The 14718-nt window shown below is 69.7% G+C and carries 14 protein-coding genes; 2 read left to right on the plus strand and 12 right to left on the minus strand.

Going from position 1 to position 14718, the window contains the following annotated elements; genetic code table 11:
• Positions 1–60 precede the first annotated feature (60 nt).
• From ACX80F_RS05590 to ACX80F_RS05630, 9 genes are all read right to left on the minus strand, one after another.
• Positions 61–765 carry a response regulator gene (locus ACX80F_RS05590; RefSeq protein ID WP_459335404.1) on the minus strand — a complete coding sequence of 235 codons (705 nt, stop codon included), beginning with the start codon at positions 763–765 and terminating at the stop codon, positions 61–63.
• Positions 713–2035 carry a sensor histidine kinase gene (locus ACX80F_RS05595; RefSeq protein ID WP_459335405.1) on the minus strand — a complete coding sequence of 441 codons (1323 nt, stop codon included), beginning with the start codon at positions 2033–2035 and terminating at the stop codon, positions 713–715. Before ACX80F_RS05595 ends, ACX80F_RS05590 begins: the two co-directional genes overlap by 53 nt.
• Before the next feature lie 30 nt (positions 2036–2065).
• Positions 2066–2962, minus strand: coding sequence for an ABC-2 transporter permease (locus tag ACX80F_RS05600; protein WP_459335406.1), 897 nt, complete (start codon positions 2960–2962; stop codon positions 2066–2068).
• 2 nt (positions 2963–2964) lie between these two features.
• A complete protein-coding gene (locus tag ACX80F_RS05605; RefSeq protein ID WP_459335407.1) occupies positions 2965–3912 on the minus strand; it encodes an ABC transporter ATP-binding protein in 948 nt (315 codons plus the stop codon).
• 154 nt (positions 3913–4066) lie between these two features.
• Complete coding sequence (locus ACX80F_RS05610; protein ID WP_459335408.1) at positions 4067–4912, minus strand: ABC transporter permease; 846 nt, start codon at positions 4910–4912, stop codon at positions 4067–4069.
• Positions 4909–5898 (minus strand): ATP-binding cassette domain-containing protein, encoded by a 990-nt coding sequence (locus ACX80F_RS05615; protein WP_459335409.1) that lies wholly within the window; start codon positions 5896–5898, stop codon positions 4909–4911. The genes ACX80F_RS05610 and ACX80F_RS05615 overlap by 4 nt, the downstream gene beginning before the upstream one ends.
• Positions 5899–5932: 34 nt before the next feature.
• On the minus strand, positions 5933–7150 hold the full coding sequence (locus ACX80F_RS05620; RefSeq protein WP_459335410.1) for an MFS transporter: 1218 nt from the start codon (positions 7148–7150) through the stop codon (positions 5933–5935).
• A 134-nt stretch (positions 7151–7284) separates the two neighbouring features.
• Positions 7285–8967: an ABC-F family ATP-binding cassette domain-containing protein gene (locus ACX80F_RS05625; RefSeq protein ID WP_459335411.1), complete on the minus strand. Its 1683-nt coding sequence runs from the start codon at positions 8965–8967 to the stop codon at positions 7285–7287.
• 76 nt (positions 8968–9043) lie between these two features.
• Positions 9044–9775 carry a response regulator gene (locus ACX80F_RS05630; protein WP_459335412.1) on the minus strand — a complete coding sequence of 244 codons (732 nt, stop codon included), beginning with the start codon at positions 9773–9775 and terminating at the stop codon, positions 9044–9046.
• Positions 9776–9871: 96 nt separating this feature from the next.
• Between ACX80F_RS05630 and ACX80F_RS05635 the strand changes: the two genes are divergently transcribed.
• Positions 9872–10705, plus strand: a complete 834-nt coding sequence (locus ACX80F_RS05635) for an alpha/beta fold hydrolase (protein WP_459335413.1) — start codon at positions 9872–9874, stop codon at positions 10703–10705.
• A 116-nt stretch (positions 10706–10821) separates the two neighbouring features.
• Positions 10822–11265 (plus strand): MarR family winged helix-turn-helix transcriptional regulator, encoded by a 444-nt coding sequence (locus ACX80F_RS05640; protein ID WP_459335414.1) that lies wholly within the window; start codon positions 10822–10824, stop codon positions 11263–11265.
• A gap of 130 nt (positions 11266–11395) precedes the next feature.
• On the opposite strand, the gene ACX80F_RS05645 is transcribed toward ACX80F_RS05640, so the two are convergent.
• The 3 genes from ACX80F_RS05645 to gcvT are packed head-to-tail and all read right to left on the minus strand — an operon-like array spanning position 11396 to position 14712.
• A complete protein-coding gene (locus ACX80F_RS05645; protein ID WP_459335415.1) occupies positions 11396–12202 on the minus strand; it encodes a methylenetetrahydrofolate reductase in 807 nt (268 codons plus the stop codon).
• Positions 12203–12208: 6 nt separating this feature from the next.
• Entirely contained in the window at positions 12209–13582 is a 1374-nt protein-coding gene (locus tag ACX80F_RS05650; RefSeq protein WP_459335416.1) for an L-serine ammonia-lyase, read from the minus strand.
• On the minus strand, positions 13579–14712 hold the full coding sequence (gene gcvT / locus ACX80F_RS05655) for a glycine cleavage system aminomethyltransferase GcvT (protein WP_459335417.1): 1134 nt from the start codon (positions 14710–14712) through the stop codon (positions 13579–13581). The genes ACX80F_RS05650 and gcvT overlap by 4 nt, the downstream gene beginning before the upstream one ends.
• Positions 14713–14718: the final 6 nt, after the last annotated feature.

Genomic DNA, 14718 nt, shown 5'->3' on the forward strand with positions numbered 1-14718 from the left:
ATGCCGCACGCACCGCTGCGTTCCCTGCCCGAGTGCAGCGGGACCGGAGGGTGTCCGGCGTCAGTTCGGGGGCCCGGGCACCACGATCGCGTTCTCGTAGGCGTACACCACGGCCTGCACCCTGTCCCTGAGCTCCAGCTTCGTCAGGATCCTCCGCACATGCGTCTTGATGGTCGCTTCCGACAGGAAGAACCGGGTTGCGAGTTCGGCGTTGGACAGCCCCTCGGCGATCGCCTCGAGCACCTCCCGTTCGCGCGGCGTCAACTCGGACAGGCGGCGGTCCGGTACCGTCGTCGTTCGCTGCGCCGGCGGGAGGGACCGCACGTAGGTCTCCAGGAGCCGCTGCGTGACGCGCGGGGCGACGACGGCGTCCCCACTCGCGACGACGCGCACCGCCTGCACCAGGCCCTCGGGCGCCACGTCCTTGAGCAGGAACGCCGAGGCGCCCGCCTGCAGGCCGGCGAAGGCGTACTCGTCCAGGTCGAAGGTCGTCAGGATGATGACGCGCGCCGGCGACCCCGAAGACGTGATCTGCCGCGTCGCCTCGATGCCGTCCCCCTGCGGCATCCGGACGTCCATCAGCACGACATCGGGCGCCAGGTCGGCGGTGAGCCGGACGGCCTCGGCCCCGGTGGACGCCTCACCAGCGATCTCCAAGTCCGGCTCGCCCTCGAGGATGAGCCGGAAGCCCATCCGCAGGAGCGGCTGGTCGTCAGCGAGCAGAACCCTGATGGGACTGTCCGGCATGCTGTGCTGCGTGGTCATCGTCCTCTTTCCCCCGTTGGTTGCCCGATCCGCCGGCGGCGTCCGGAACTGTCAGCGCGACCTCGACGAGCCAGCCACCCGAGGGGCGGGCACCGCACTCGACGGTGCCCGAGTAGATGGCGGCACGCTCCCGCATGCCGGCGATACCCTGGCCGGAGCCGAGGGAGGTCATGGGCTCCATGGCACCGCGCCCGTCGTCCGCCACGCGGAGCTCCACCTCGTCCCCGGTCCGGGCGATCACGACGTCGACCAGCGTAACGCCCTTGCCGTAGCGCAGGACGTTCGTCAGGGACTCCTGCAGGATCCGGTACACGGTGAGCTGGAACGCGGGATCGCCCGGCAGCATCGGCCCCGTCGTCGTCACCCTGAGCGGCAGGCCCGCCGCGCGGAAACCGTCGAGCAGTTGCGCCAGCGAACTCGACGCCGGCAGCGGCCCGAGCGATCCGCTCACGGCCTCCGTCCGCAGGACGCCGAGGACGCGGCGCATGTCGGCGATGGCCGTGCGGCCCGTCGCCGACAGTTCGCCGAGTACCGCCGTCGCGCGCTCCGGGTCGCGTTTCAGGACGACTGCGGCGCCGTCGGACAGCGCCACCATGACGGTCAGGGAATGCGCGACGACGTCGTGCATCTCCCGCGCGATCCGGTTGCGCTCGCCGGCGGACGCCAGGTCGGCATTCCGCGTGGCCCATTCACGCAGGACGCTCTCGTGGTCGCGATCGCGACGCACGGTGAGGCCCGCGCCGACGGCGATGGCCAGGAACATCACGATGAAACCGCTGAGGAGCCAGATCACGCCCGGTGCGTCGCCGAAGGTGCTGACCGGGATGAGGAACAGGGCACTCACCGACAGGACGGTCGCCACCGCGGCGGCGACCAGTGCCTGGCGCAGCGGATAGGCCACGGCCACGGCGTAGAGGGCGAACATCGTCGCCACCCCGCTGCTGCCGGCGCCCTCGGTCAGGATGCTGATCGGGATGTCGAGGACGGCCACGAACGCGAGGACGGTCAGCGGACGGTCACGGCGGAACGCCAACGCAGCGGCGGCAAGAACCACCCCGGCCACGCCGAGCCAGTTCTCGTCGTCGAGGACGACGAACAGTGCGTTGGGGAAGGCGAACAGGAGGAACACCACGATGACGACGGCGTCCATGGCACGCGGGTGGCTGCGGAAGAACCGCCGGAGGGGTCCGAGCCGGCGGGCATTGAGCTCGGTGAAGGAGACCGCGCCCGTTCGCTCCGCGGTCTCCCCCACCAAGGGTCTGTCAGTCATGGCTGCGCGTCACCGCAGCGCTCGGGCGTGCTAGACATCCCGCTTCTTGGTGACGAGCAGGGAGATGACGAGGAGCACGAGCGCCCAGGCCCCCATGACGAGGCCACCCTGCAACTGGGTCAGCGCATCACCCTCCGTGGAGATGGCGATCAGCTGGTTCCCCGCGTTCGTGGGGAGGAAGCGGGCGGCGTCGGGAATCCAGTCGGCCAGCCCGGCCAGCAGGTTCACGATGATCACGGGAACCACGAAGAACAGTGCGACCGCCGTGACGACACCGCCCGCCGTATTGCGCAGGAGGGTCCCGATGCCCATCGAGATGATCGCGATGAACGCCAGGTAGCTGCCGGCGTTCACGATGCTGGGCAGGACGCCGTCGGTCGTGAGGGCGAAATCCAGGTCCTCTCCGGCGAGGATCGGCTGGGCCACCAGGTAGGAGAGGAAGGCGGACACGACGCCGACGACGAAGGCGACGAGCGCGATGATCACGTTCTTCGCGAGGAGGGCGGGGGTGCGCTTGGGGACCGCGACCATGGTGGACCGGATCATGCCGGTGGCCCACTCGGAGGCGATGAGTACCACGGCGAGGGATGCGATCAGCAGTTGCCCGAAGATCAGCCCGGATGCCGGTATCTCCCACGCCTCGCGTGCGGGGTCGAATCCGTCGGGGGGCCCTCCCGGCCCGCCCTGTGGTTGGGGCGCGCCGGAGGAGTCGAAGTTCTGCTGGGTGACGACGATGGCCCAGGCGGCGAGGGCGGCCAGCCCCACCATGACGATGACCGTCGAGACGATCAGGATGACGGTCGAGGGGACGGTGGTCACCTTGATCCACTCGGATTTCAGGGCGCGGCCGAAGTTCACGCCGGAAGAGGCCGCGTCCTGCCGGTGTGCCCGCTGTCCGGAGGGTGCAGGAGGGGTCGAGGTTGTCATGATCAGCGTCCTTCCACGAGTGCGGGGTTATCGCCGACGGCGGGCAGGGCATGCGAGTGGTACTCGACCTCGGTCTGCGTGAGCTCCATGTAGGCGTCCTCGAGGGAGACCTGCAGGGGCGTGAGTTCGTACACGAGGACGCGCTCCCGCAGGGCGACCTCCGCGATGCGGCGAGGCTCGACACCGGTGATCTCGACGAGCTCGGGCTCGAGCACCTGGGAGCTGACTCCCTCGCCGGCGAGGCCGGCGAGGAGGTCCTGCGGGCGGTCCGCCCGCACCCTGACCCGGGCCTTGCCCTGCCCGTCGATGATCGACTGGATGGGGGCGTCGGCGATGATGCGGCCGCGGCCGATCACGATCAGGTGGTCCGCGGTCAGTGCCATCTCGGACATGAGGTGCGAGGACAGGAAGACCGTGCGCCCCTCGGACGCAAGCCCCTTCGCCAGGTGGCGCACCCACTGCACGCCCTCGGGGTCGAGCCCGTTGACGGGCTCGTCGAGGATGACGGTGTGGGGATCGCCGAGGAGGGCGGCGGCGATCCCGAGTCGCTGGCCCATGCCGAGGGAGAACCCGCCGACCCGCTTCTTCGCCACCGGTCCAAGCCCGGTGAGCTCGATGACGTCCCTGACCCGGCTGTTCGGGATGCCGTGCGTGGCGGCCATGGCCCGGAGGTGGTTGTAGGCGGAGCGCTTGGTGTGGACGGCTTTCGCGTCGAGGAGCGCACCCACCTCCCGGAGCGGCGCCCTGTGGTCGGCGTAGTGCCGCCCGTTGACGGTGACCCGGCCACCGCTGGGATTGTCCAGGCCGACGATCATGCGCATCGTGGTGGACTTCCCGGCGCCGTTCGGGCCGAGGAAGCCGGTCACCTTGCCGGGCTGGACGGTGAACGAGACGGCATCGACCGCCGTCTTCGCGCCGTACCGCTTCGAGAGGGCCTGTGCCTCGATCATGGCTGCGTCCTTTGCAGAATTCCGCGTCCGGGATGCCGCGGGTGCGGCTCCCTGTCAACAGTAGGCCTGGGGCCGGTGCGGGTCACCGGCCCCAGGGATGATCGCGGGGGAAGGGGCAGTACCTCTTTCGGACGACCCGGTGCCGCCTCGCCCGTCAGCGGCTGCTGATCGATGCGAACTTCCGCACGCAGAGCGGGACGAAGACGACGAGCATGAGCACCGCCCCGATCAGCACGGTCAGCACGGCATTCTGCATCGGCCAGACATCGGGCGTCGGGACGGTCCCGGTGTTGCCGAACAGTTCACGGACCGCCTGGACGAGGGCCGAGACCGGGTTCCAGTTCGCGAAGGTCTCGAGTGGCCCCGGGAGGTTCTGGGACTGCACGAACGCGATCGAGATGAACGTGAGCGGGAACAGGATCATGAAGGAGGCGTTGTTGATGACCTCCGGGCTCTTCACCGACATGCCGAGCAACGCCATGACCCAGCTGAAGGCGTACGAGAAGAGCAGGAGCAGGCCGACGCCGGCGAGCACGCTGGTCAGCGGGGTGTTGACCCGCCAGCCGACCAGGAAACCCGTGCCCATCATGATCATCACGGAAAGCGTGTTGAGCACGAGGTCGCTGTTGGTCCGTCCGACGAGGACGGCCGACGAGCTCATGGGCAGGGTCCTGAAGCGGTCGATGATGCCGTCCTTGAGGTCCTGGGCCATTGCCGAGCCGGAGAACGTCGATCCGAAGATCACCGTCTGGGCGAAGATGCCGGCCATCAGGTACTGCGTGTAGTCGCTGCCTTCCACCTGGATGGAGCCGCCGTAGATCTGGCTGAAGAGCAGCACGAACATGATGGGTTGCAGGACGGCGAAGACCAGCATGTCGGGTGAGCGCTTCAGTTTGATGAGGTTCCGCTTGGTGACGGTCCACCCGTCGGACAACCACATCGCGAGGTCGGACGGTTGGTCCGCGGCGGTGCGCCGTTCCTCGGGTGCGAGGACGCTCATGCTGCTGCCTCCTTCTGGGATGCCTGCTGGGCGCCGTCCTCTGCGCGGTGTCCCGTCAGCTGCAGGAACACGTCGTCGAGGCTCGGGCGCCGCATGCCGGCGTCGTGCAGATCGATGCCCGCCTCCCCGAGGGCGGAGAGGATGTACTGGAGAGCCCGGGGGCCCTCGGTGACGGCCACCTCGATGCTCCGTCCGTCAGCGGCGACCACAGCCGTCCCTTCTCCGTGGCGCCCGAGGATCTCGGCGGCAGCGCCGGCGTCGGCGGCCTCCACGAGCGACACCACCACGCGGTGTCCGCCGATCTGCGCCTTCAGTTGGTCCGAGGTGCCCTCGGCGATGGTCCGGCCACCGTCGATCACGGCGATGTCGTCCGACAGCTGGTCCGCCTCCTCGAGATACTGGGTGGTCAGCAGCAGGGTGGTGCCGTCCTTGACGAGGTCCTGAATGATGCCCCACAGCGAGATCCGGCTCCGGGGATCGAGCCCCGTGGTCGGTTCGTCGAGGAAGAGGATCTTCGGGTTGATGACCAGGGCTCCGGCGAGGTCGATCCGGCGTCGCATACCGCCGGAGAACCCCTTGACGGGACGGTTGCCGGCCTCCGTCAGCTCGAACTGGTCGATCAGCTCCTGCGCCCGGCGTCGCGCCTCCCGGCTGCCGAGGTGGTACAGCCGACCGACCATCTCGAGGTTCTCGAGTCCGGTGAGGTTCTCGTCCACGGCCGCATACTGGCCGGAGACCCCGATGATGCGGCGTGCTGCCTTGGGGTTGCGTCGGACATCGATGCCGTCGATGTGTGCCGTGCCCTCCGTCGGTTGGATGAGGGTGGTCAGGATCTTGACCACGGTGGTCTTTCCTGCGCCATTCGGGCCCAGGAGGGCCTTGACTGTTCCCTGGGGAACGGAGAGATTCATGCCGTCGAGCGCATGCACTGGCCCGCTCTTCGACGAGTAGATCTTCTTAAGGCCTTCTGCCTCGATGATTGCCATGGGGAAAAGGGTAGAACCCGGTCCGCGGCGTGTTCTAGGGGATTCGGTCAGGACTTGTCCGCAATGTTTCGGTGACCGCTGTCCTCTCGCGGGCGACGGGCGCGACCAGGAAGGAGGCCAGCACGGCGACCCCCACGGCGAGCAACGCCGTCCGGATCCCGACGGCGTCGCCGAGGAAACCGAGGAGCGGCGGACCGGCGAGGAACGCCGTGTATCCGATGGTGGACACCACCGAGACGCGTGCCGCGGCGTGCTCGGGCTCGTCCGCCGCGGCGGACATGCCCATCGGGAAGCCGAGGGCCGCCCCCGCGCCCCACAGGACCGCGCCGACGGCGGCCAGCGGCACGGACGGAGCGACGACGAACAGCACGAGCCCCGCGAAGGAGGAGCCCAGGCCTGCCTGGAGCACGCGTACCCGGCCGAACCGGTCGATCAGGGGGCCGCCGACGAAGCGCAGCGCGGTCATCGCGGCCACGAAGACGGCGAACATGACGGCCCCGGTGCTCTCCGTGGTCCCCAGGCCGTCCACCGTGGCCTTCGCCACCCAGTCGTTCGCGGCGCCCTCGGTCAGCGCGGCGCCCAGTACCACGAGACCGATCAGGAGCGTCCGGGGCTCACCCCACGCACCCAGGCCCCTGCTGCGGGACCGTGCCTGCTCCGTACCGGAGGCGGACTCGCTGCCCACGGCCTCCGGCAGGAAGTACCGCGGCGTCCACAGCGACACGGCGAGGCTGAGGACGGCGACGGCGACGAGATGCGTGGAGAGCGGGATGTCGAGCGCCGACAGTCCCGCGCCGATCAGGGCACCGACGAAGGCGCCGCCGCTGAAGGCCGCGTGGAAGCGCGGCATGATGGTCCGCCCGACCCGGCGTTCGACGTCGGCCCCCTCGATGTTCTGTCCCACGTCCCAGAGTGCGATGCCGCTCCCGAAGAGGAACAGCCCGGCGGCGACGACGGGCACCGAGACGGTCACGAGGCCGAGCGCGACGGCGATGGCGGCCACGCCCGCCGCGGTTCCCCCGAGACGGACCGTGTTCCCGGTGCCGAAGCGGGCGGCTGCGAGTCCCGCCAGTGGCAGGGCGAGCACCGAGCCGATGGCCCCGATGAGCAGGAGGGTCCCCGTCTGGCCGGAACCGAGGCCGAGGGTGCTCGACGCGGCCGGGATCCGGGCCGCCCAACTCGCGAACACGAGGCCGTTGAGTCCGAAGATCGCATATGTGGCGAACATGGCTGCTCGGACGGAGGGCTTCATCCTGCAACCGTAGGGTGCACCGCCGCGCATGCCAAACAGGCGCCGTCCGCCGACATCCCCGGGCTGCCGCTAGTTATCCACCGGTTGGGGATAACCCTGTGGACAGCGTGTGGAGGACGTGTGGACGAGGCGTCCTACCGGGAGCGGACGACCCTGCTCTCGTCCCATACGGGCTCCTTCGTCTCGTACACCTTCCCGTCGGAGCCGAACACCAGGAAGCGGTCGAAGCTCCGGGCGAACCAGCGGTCGTGGGTGACGGCGATGACCGTCCCCTCGAAGGCGTCGATGGCGTGCTCGAGGGCCTCCGCCGAATGGAGGTCCAGGTTGTCCGTCGGTTCGTCGAGCAGCAGGAGGGTGGCGCCGGAGAGTTCCAGCAGCAGGATCTGCAGCCGGGCCTGCTGGCCCCCGGACAGGGAGTCGTACGGCTGCTCGGCCTGCGGCGCGAGCCCGTAGCGGTCGAGCACGGCGGACGCGGCCTCCCGTCCGAGGCCGGACCGGTGCTCGTCGCCGCGGTGCAGGATGTCCACGAGGGTCCGGCCGAGGAGGTCGGGGCGGGAGTGCGTCTGCGCGAAGAACCCGGGGCGGATGCGCGCCCCGAGCTTCACGGAGCCCTCGTGCGGCACGGCGGCGATGTCGACGTCGGACACCGGCTGGTGCTCCTTGTCCGGGTCGGACCCGCCGGCCGCCAGCAGCCGCAGGAAGTGGGACTTGCCCGAGCCGTTCGAGCCCAGCACGCCGACCCGGTCCCCGAACCAGATCTCGCTGCTGAAGGGCTTCATGAGGCCTGTGAGTTCGAGCTTCTGGGCGACGACGGCACGCTTGGCGGTCCGGCCGCCGGCCAGCCGCATCGACACGTTCTGCTCGAGGGGGATCGCCTCCGGCGGACCTGCCTCCAGGAACTTCGCCAGCCGCGTCTGCGCCGCGTGGTACCGGTTCGCCATGTCGGAGCGGAACGCCGCCTTGTTCTTGTACATGTTGACGAGTTCCTTGAGCTTGAGGTGCTCCTCGTCCCAGCGCTTGCGGAGTTCCTCGAACCGCGCGTTGCGGTCCTCCCGCGCTTTCAGGTACGTCCCGAACCCGCCGCCGTGGGTCCACGACGACGCCCCGAGGACCCCGGGCTCCAGCGTCACGATGCGGGTGGCCGCGTTGGCGAGCAGCTCGCGGTCGTGGCTGACGAACAGCACGGACTTCTTCGATTCCCGCAGCTTCGCCTCGAGCCATCGCTTGCCGGGCACGTCGAGGTAGTTGTCGGGCTCGTCCAGGAGCAGGAGCTCGTCGGGACCGGAGAACAGGGCCTCCAGCACGAGCCGCTTCTGCTCCCCACCCGAGAGCGACGACGCCGCGCGGTACTGCGCGCGGTCGAACGGGACACCGAGGGCAGCCATCGTGACCTCGTCCCACGTGGTCTCCAGCTCGTAGCCGCCCGCGTCGCCCCAGTCTGCGATCGCCTGCGCGTACGTCATCTGCGTGGGTTCGTCGTCGGCCTCCATCATGGCGAGTTCGGCGTCGTCGATCCGCTTCGCGGCGGCAGCGAGCATGGGCGGGGCGGCGGAGACGAGGAGGTCGCGGACCGTCGAGTCGTCGCGTACCTGGCCGACGAACTGCCGCATGATGCCCATCGCCCCCGATCGGCTGACCGTCCCCTCGTCGGGTGACAGGTCCCCGGAGACGATGCGCAGGAGGGTCGTCTTGCCCGTGCCGTTCGGGCCGATCAGCGCGGTCTTGTGTCCGTCGCCGACCTTGAAGGCGACCCCGTTGAGCAGTTGCCTGCCGTCGGAGAGGAAATAGTCGATACCGGATACGTCGAGATGAGCCACGGTCCAAGTGTTTCATCCGGCGACAAGCCGGCGACGCCGCCGGGGGCCGGGCTCGGGGTGCGGGTGTCGGCGAGGCTCAGCGCCGCGCGTCGCCGGGCATCATCCGGTAGCCGACGCCGCGGACCGTGCGGATGAAGCGCGGGTTGCTCATGTCCTCGCCCAGTTTCTTGCGCAGGTTGCGGATGTGCACCTCGACGAGGTGGTGGTCCTGGCTCCAGCCGTCCCCCCACACGCGGTCGAGGAGAGCCTCCCGCGTCCAGACGCGCTGCGCGCCGGTGAGGAGTGTCTCGAGCAGGTCGAACTCGATGCGGGTCAGCGCCAGCTCCTGGCCGGCCAGGGTCACCATGCGCCCCTCAACGTCCATGGTGAGCCCGTCGTGCCGCAGCAGGCCGTCGCCCGGCGCCGCCTCGGGTTGCTGCGCCGGGTCGGTGCGGGGTCGGCGGAACATCGCGGAGACACGCGCCGATAATTCCCTCGGACTGAAGGGTTTCCCGATGAAGTCGTCCGCCCCGATCTCCAACCCGATCAGCCGGTCGATCTCGTCCTGGCGGGCGGTCACCATCACGATGTACGCGTCGCTGACGGCACGGCACTGGCGGCAGACCTCGACGCCGTCGAGGTCCGGCAGGTTCAGGTCGAGGGTGACGAGGTCGGGGCGGTGCTCCTTCACGGCGGCCAGGCCCTCGAGCCCCGTGGCAGCTTCGAGGACCCTGAATCCGTTCATGCGGAGGGTCGTCGCCAGCAGTTCGCGAATATCCGGATCATCCTCGACGATGAGCGCGGAGCGCTGCGAGGTGGGAACGGACATGGGTCAAGACTTCCATAGAATGCCGTGCCTCGGGGCAGGGGATCGAGCGGCCCGTGAACGGGACGTGGTGGCGAGGAGTGGCCGTAAACTGCCGGGATGCAGTCGACCACGCTCCGGACCGTCCAGGTGGGACGCTTCACCCTCCGCATCCGCACCACCCCCGGGCCCGTGTCCCCCGCTTCCCCGCGCAACCCCTATGTTCTCGTGCACGGGCTCGGCATGACCCACCACTACCTCGACCGCCTGCGGGCCGAACTGGCGGAGGACGCCGCCGTACATGCGGTGGATCTCCCCGGGTACGGCCCGGACCCGCGGCCCCGGACACCGCTCGGTGTCGAGGACCATGCTGCGCTGATCGTCGAGGCGCTCGGTCTGCTCGGGATCCGCTCCTGCACGCTGATCGGGCACTCGATGGGTGTGCAGTTCGCCACGGAGGCCGCCCTGCAGTCGCCGGCCCTGGTGGAGCGCGTCGTCCTGATCGGGCCGGTGGTGGACCGGCTCCGCCGCACCGTCCTGCAGCAGGCCGTCTCCCTCGCCCATGACACGCTGCGCGAGAGCCCGTCCGCCAACCTGATCGTGGGTCGCGACTATCTGCAGACCGGAACACGCTGGTACCTCCGCCAGGTGCGTCCCATGATGGCCTACCCGTTGGAACACGCCGTCGAGCGTCTCCAGTGCCCGGTGCTGGTGATGAGGGGCAGCCGGGACGTGGTGGCACGACGGCGGTGGTGCGAGGAGTTGGCGACGCGCGCCCGCGACGGCGAGCTCGTGGAGATCCCCGGCCAGCCGCACGTGGTGCAGCACTCCGCGGCGCGCCGGGTCGCATCCGCGATCGTCGCCTTCAGCAGGCGTGGAGACATGGTCTCCTCCGCTTTCTTGCCCGAAGCTTCGGACGATGCGACGGGAAAACTTGAAGATCGCAGCGCATAGTGGGTCTAAGCCAGTCGATCCCGTCCCAGAACAACCGGTCGGCTGCAACGACACCACGCCTCGCCGGCGCTGCCCAGCACCAGCGGGTGTCCCCACATCTTCGGGAGGAAGATCGCATGTCTGAATTGGAAGAGTGGTCGACGAGTCGCCTCCTCACCACCGCCGCCCGCCTCGTGGACCACGCATGGAACGAGAGGCTGCTGGACATCGGGATCACCCACGCGGGATACACCACCCTCGGCGTCCTGTCCCGTCAGGGCACCATGACGGGCGCCAAGCTCGCGCTCGCCGTGCACGTACAGGCGCAGACGATCGGCAAGACCATCGAGAAGCTCGAACGCCAGGGCTTCATCTCCCGCATCCGCGACAGCGTCGATCGCCGCAGCCAGCGCATCACGATCACCCAGGCCGGCATCGAGGCGCTCGCGAAGGCCGAGGACATCGAGCGTTCCCTGATGATCGGTGAGGGGCTCGAATCCCTCGAGCTCCGCAGGCTCCTGCGGGGCATCATCGGGGAACTCGCCCCGCAGCGGCAGAAGCCCGCCGCCGCGGCCGTCTGACGCCGTCCCCCGCCGGGAAGCACGCTGAGCGACCGCCCGTCCGGGTGGTCGCTCCTTGCGTCCTGCCCCGCGGGACCCGGTTGGAGAAATCCGTGGACACTGCGACCAGGTCGGCTTCCTGCCCTGGCCATCACGCCCGGGGCGGCCCCATGCCTGACCGTTCGAGCCCTTCGAGGTCGTTGAAGCTGTACAGGTGGATTCCCTCGTAGCCCGCACCGTCGAGCGCCGCCACCAGGGGCGCCGGGTCGTACGACGCCGAGGACAGCAACTGCCTGACCACGGACCCGGCGTCGGCCCCACCGGCCGAGCGCCTGAGGAAGCCGACGGACTGACCCACCCCGATCGTGCCGGCCAGGCGCAGCAGGCGGCTGATCCGGACCGGTCCGGGAACACCCGCCCAGATCGGCAGCGTCACCCCGTCCTGCCGCAGCCGCGGCACGAAGGCGCGCAGGGTGTCAGGGGAGAAACAGAGCTGCGTGACGCCCCAGGATGCGAGGACCTGCTTGGACAGCAGCGTCCCCAGGAGTTCCTGGTCCGTGCTGGCCGGATGCCCCTCGGGGTAGACCGCGACGCCCTGCCCCAAGGTCCCCCCGGAGAGCTCCGCGAGATCCTCCATGAGCGGACCGCTCCAGGCGTAGGGTCCCGCAGCCTCGGTCCGGTCCCCCCCGATCACGAAGACGTCCCTGATCCCGGCGTCCATGCATTGTGAGGCATACTCTGCGAGTTCGGACCGCCCGGGCACGGAGCGCGCGGCCAGATGGGGGATGGCGGTGTACCCCGCCCCCGCGAGCCGCACCGCGGTCGCGATAGTCTCATCGGGGCCGTGGTGCGGCAGGCACGTCACGGTGACGACGGCGGGCGCGGGCAGGTGAGCCCGCAGCCGGTCCTCGAGACCAGCACCGGGGATGACCTCGATACGGACCGGGATGTCAGGCACTCTGGTTCAGCACTCCACGACGTTCAGGGCCAGCCCGCCGCGCGCGGTCTCCTTGTACTTGTCCATCATGTCGGCGCCGGTATCGCGCATGGTCTTGATGGCGACGTCGAGGGAGACGTGGTGCTGCCCGTCCCCGCGCACGGCCATTCGGGCGGCAGTGATGGCCTTCATCGCCCCGACCGCGTTCCGCTCGATGCACGGAATCTGGACGAGCCCACCCACGGGGTCGCAGGTCAGCCCGAGATTGTGTTCGATCCCGATCTCGGCGGCGTTCTCGACCTGTTCCGGCGTGCCGCCGAGCACCTCCGCCAGCGCCCCGGCGGCCATCGCGCACGCCGAGCCGACCTCACCCTGGCAGCCCACTTCCGCGCCGGAGATGGACGCGTTCTTCTTGAACAAGGAACCGATCGCGGTTGCCGCGAGCAGGAACCGGACGACGCCGTCGTCGTCGGCTCCCGGGACGAAGTCCACGTAGTACTTCAGGACCGCCGGGATGATGCCCGCGGCACCGTTGGTGGGTGCCGTGACCACCCGCCCGCCGGCGGCGTTCTCCTCGTTGACGGCCAGCGCGAAGAGCGTCACCCATTCCATCGTGCCGAGGCGGTCACTCGGATCGTCCGCCTTCTCCAGCAACTGACGCTGCCGCTCCGCCCTGCGCCGCACGCTCAGGCCGCCGGGCAGGATGCCGCCCGTCGTCGTGCCGCGCCGGATGGTGTCCTGCATGACCGCCCAGATCTCCAGCAGCCCCTCCCTGACCTCGGCCTCCGGTCGCCACGCCAGTTCGTTGGCGAGGACGACGTCCGAGAAGGACCGGCCGGTCCGCCGGCAGAGGTCCACCAGTTGGTCGGCCGTGTCGAACGGGTGGGACACCGGGACGGGTTCCACGGCCGCTGCTTCCGAACCGATCTCGTCCTCGTCCAGGACGAACCCGCCTCCCACGGAGAAGTATTCTCTGGAGAGGATCAGTTCGGCATCGTCGGAATATGCCGAGAAGCGCATGCCGTTGGTGTGGTAGTCGAGGCGCTGGCCGCGGTGCAGCAGCACGTCCGTCTCCGGGTCGAAGGCGATCCGGCGCTGCGCCGCGAGGTTCAGCGTCTTGCACTCCCCGATGTAGGCCACGCGGGCGTCCGCCGACGTGGGGTCCACAAGGTGCGGCTGATCCCCCTCCAGGCCGAGCAGGACGGCCTTCACCGTCCCGTGGCCGTGTCCCGTCACGCCGAGGGAGCCGAACAGGTCCACCTGCACGCGCTGCACGCGGTCGAGCAGTCCCTCGGAGCGGAGCCGGGTGGTGAAGAGGTAGGAAGCGGTCATCGGTCCGCCGGTGTGCGAGCTGGAGGGACCGATCCCGATCTTGAAGAGGTCGAAGGCGCTGATCGTCACTGCGGTGCACCCGCGGGCTTCTCGCGCCGGTAGAACGGCGTCGGGATCACGGAGAACAGTTCCGGGCGGCCGCGGAGGTCGACCTGCACCTCCGCGCCGACGGCGGCGAAGGCAGCGTCCACATAGGCAAGCGCAATCGGGTAGCCGAGGGTGGGGCTGGGCAGCCCGGAGGTGACGGTCCCGACGACGGCACCGTCGACGACGACGTCGTACCCGGCGCGGGCGGAGCGGCGCCCGAGGGCGCGCAGGCCCACGAGGCGGCGCGCGGGCTCGGCGGCCTTGAGGGGTTCGAGTACGGCGCGGCCCACGAAGTCGTCCGCCTTCTTGGTGCTGACCACGGGGCCGAGGCCGGCCTCGAAGGGGTTGGTGTCGAGGCCGAGTTCGTGCCCGTACAGCGGCATGCCGGCCTCCAGGCGGAGCGAGTCCCGGGCCGCCAGGCCGCACGGCAGCAGGCCGTGGGCCTCGCCGGCCTGCAGCGCGGCGTCCCACAGGCGCACCGCGAAGCTGGTGCCGATGAAGATCTCGAAGCCGTCCTCCCCCGTGTACCCCGTGCGGGCCAGCAGGACCGGGAGTCCCGCGAGTTCCACTTCCACGGCCGCGTAGTACTTCAGCGCGCGGATGGTTCCCGCGTCCTCGGGGCGTGCCAGCTCGAGCAGGACCGCTTCGGCGGTGGGGCCCTGCACGGCGATGAGCGCCATGGTGTCGGACTGGTCCTCGACGGCGACGTCGAAGCCGGCGGCGCGCTGCCGCAGTTCCTCGGCGACCACGTCCGCGTTGGAGGCGTTCGGCACCACGAGGAAGGAGTCCTCGGCGAGCCGGTAGGTGATGAGGTCGTCGATCACCCCGCCCTCGGCGGTGCAGATCAGCGAGTACTTGGCCTTGCCGACGGCAATCACCGCGAGGTTGCCGACGAGGGCGTAGTTCAGGAACGCCGCGGACCCGGGACCGCTGACGAGGATCTCGCCCATGTGGGAGAGGTCGAAGAGGCCGGCGGCCCGCCGCACCGTGTGGTGCTCCTCGAGTTCGCTCCGGTACTTCAGGGGCATCTGCCACCCGCCGAAGTCCGTGAAGGACGCCCCGTGCGCCTCGTGCCGGGTGTACAGGGCCGTGTGCTTGCTCTGCTCACTCATGGGGTT

Source organism: Arthrobacter sp. TMS2-4 (genome assembly GCF_054511075.1).

What these genes read in the sequence shown, in the direction of transcription:
- ACX80F_RS05595 (WP_459335405.1), bottom strand. Translation starts at nt 2,035, where the DNA reads ATGACTGACAGACCCTTGGTGGGGGAGACCGCGGAGCGAACGGGCGCG.
- ACX80F_RS05640 (WP_459335414.1), top strand. Translation starts at nt 10,822, where the DNA reads ATGTCTGAATTGGAAGAGTGGTCGACGAGTCGCCTCCTCACCACCGCC.
- ACX80F_RS05590 (WP_459335404.1), bottom strand. Translation starts at nt 765, where the DNA reads ATGACCACGCAGCACAGCATGCCGGACAGTCCCATCAGGGTTCTGCTC.
- gcvT (WP_459335417.1), bottom strand. Translation starts at nt 14,712, where the DNA reads ATGAGTGAGCAGAGCAAGCACACGGCCCTGTACACCCGGCACGAGGCG.
- ACX80F_RS05635 (WP_459335413.1), top strand. Translation starts at nt 9,872, where the DNA reads ATGCAGTCGACCACGCTCCGGACCGTCCAGGTGGGACGCTTCACCCTC.
- ACX80F_RS05630 (WP_459335412.1), bottom strand. Translation starts at nt 9,775, where the DNA reads ATGTCCGTTCCCACCTCGCAGCGCTCCGCGCTCATCGTCGAGGATGAT.
- ACX80F_RS05615 (WP_459335409.1), bottom strand. Translation starts at nt 5,898, where the DNA reads ATGGCAATCATCGAGGCAGAAGGCCTTAAGAAGATCTACTCGTCGAAG.
- ACX80F_RS05600 (WP_459335406.1), bottom strand. Translation starts at nt 2,962, where the DNA reads ATGACAACCTCGACCCCTCCTGCACCCTCCGGACAGCGGGCACACCGG.
- ACX80F_RS05610 (WP_459335408.1), bottom strand. Translation starts at nt 4,912, where the DNA reads ATGAGCGTCCTCGCACCCGAGGAACGGCGCACCGCCGCGGACCAACCG.
- ACX80F_RS05620 (WP_459335410.1), bottom strand. Translation starts at nt 7,150, where the DNA reads ATGAAGCCCTCCGTCCGAGCAGCCATGTTCGCCACATATGCGATCTTC.
- ACX80F_RS05605 (WP_459335407.1), bottom strand. Translation starts at nt 3,912, where the DNA reads ATGATCGAGGCACAGGCCCTCTCGAAGCGGTACGGCGCGAAGACGGCG.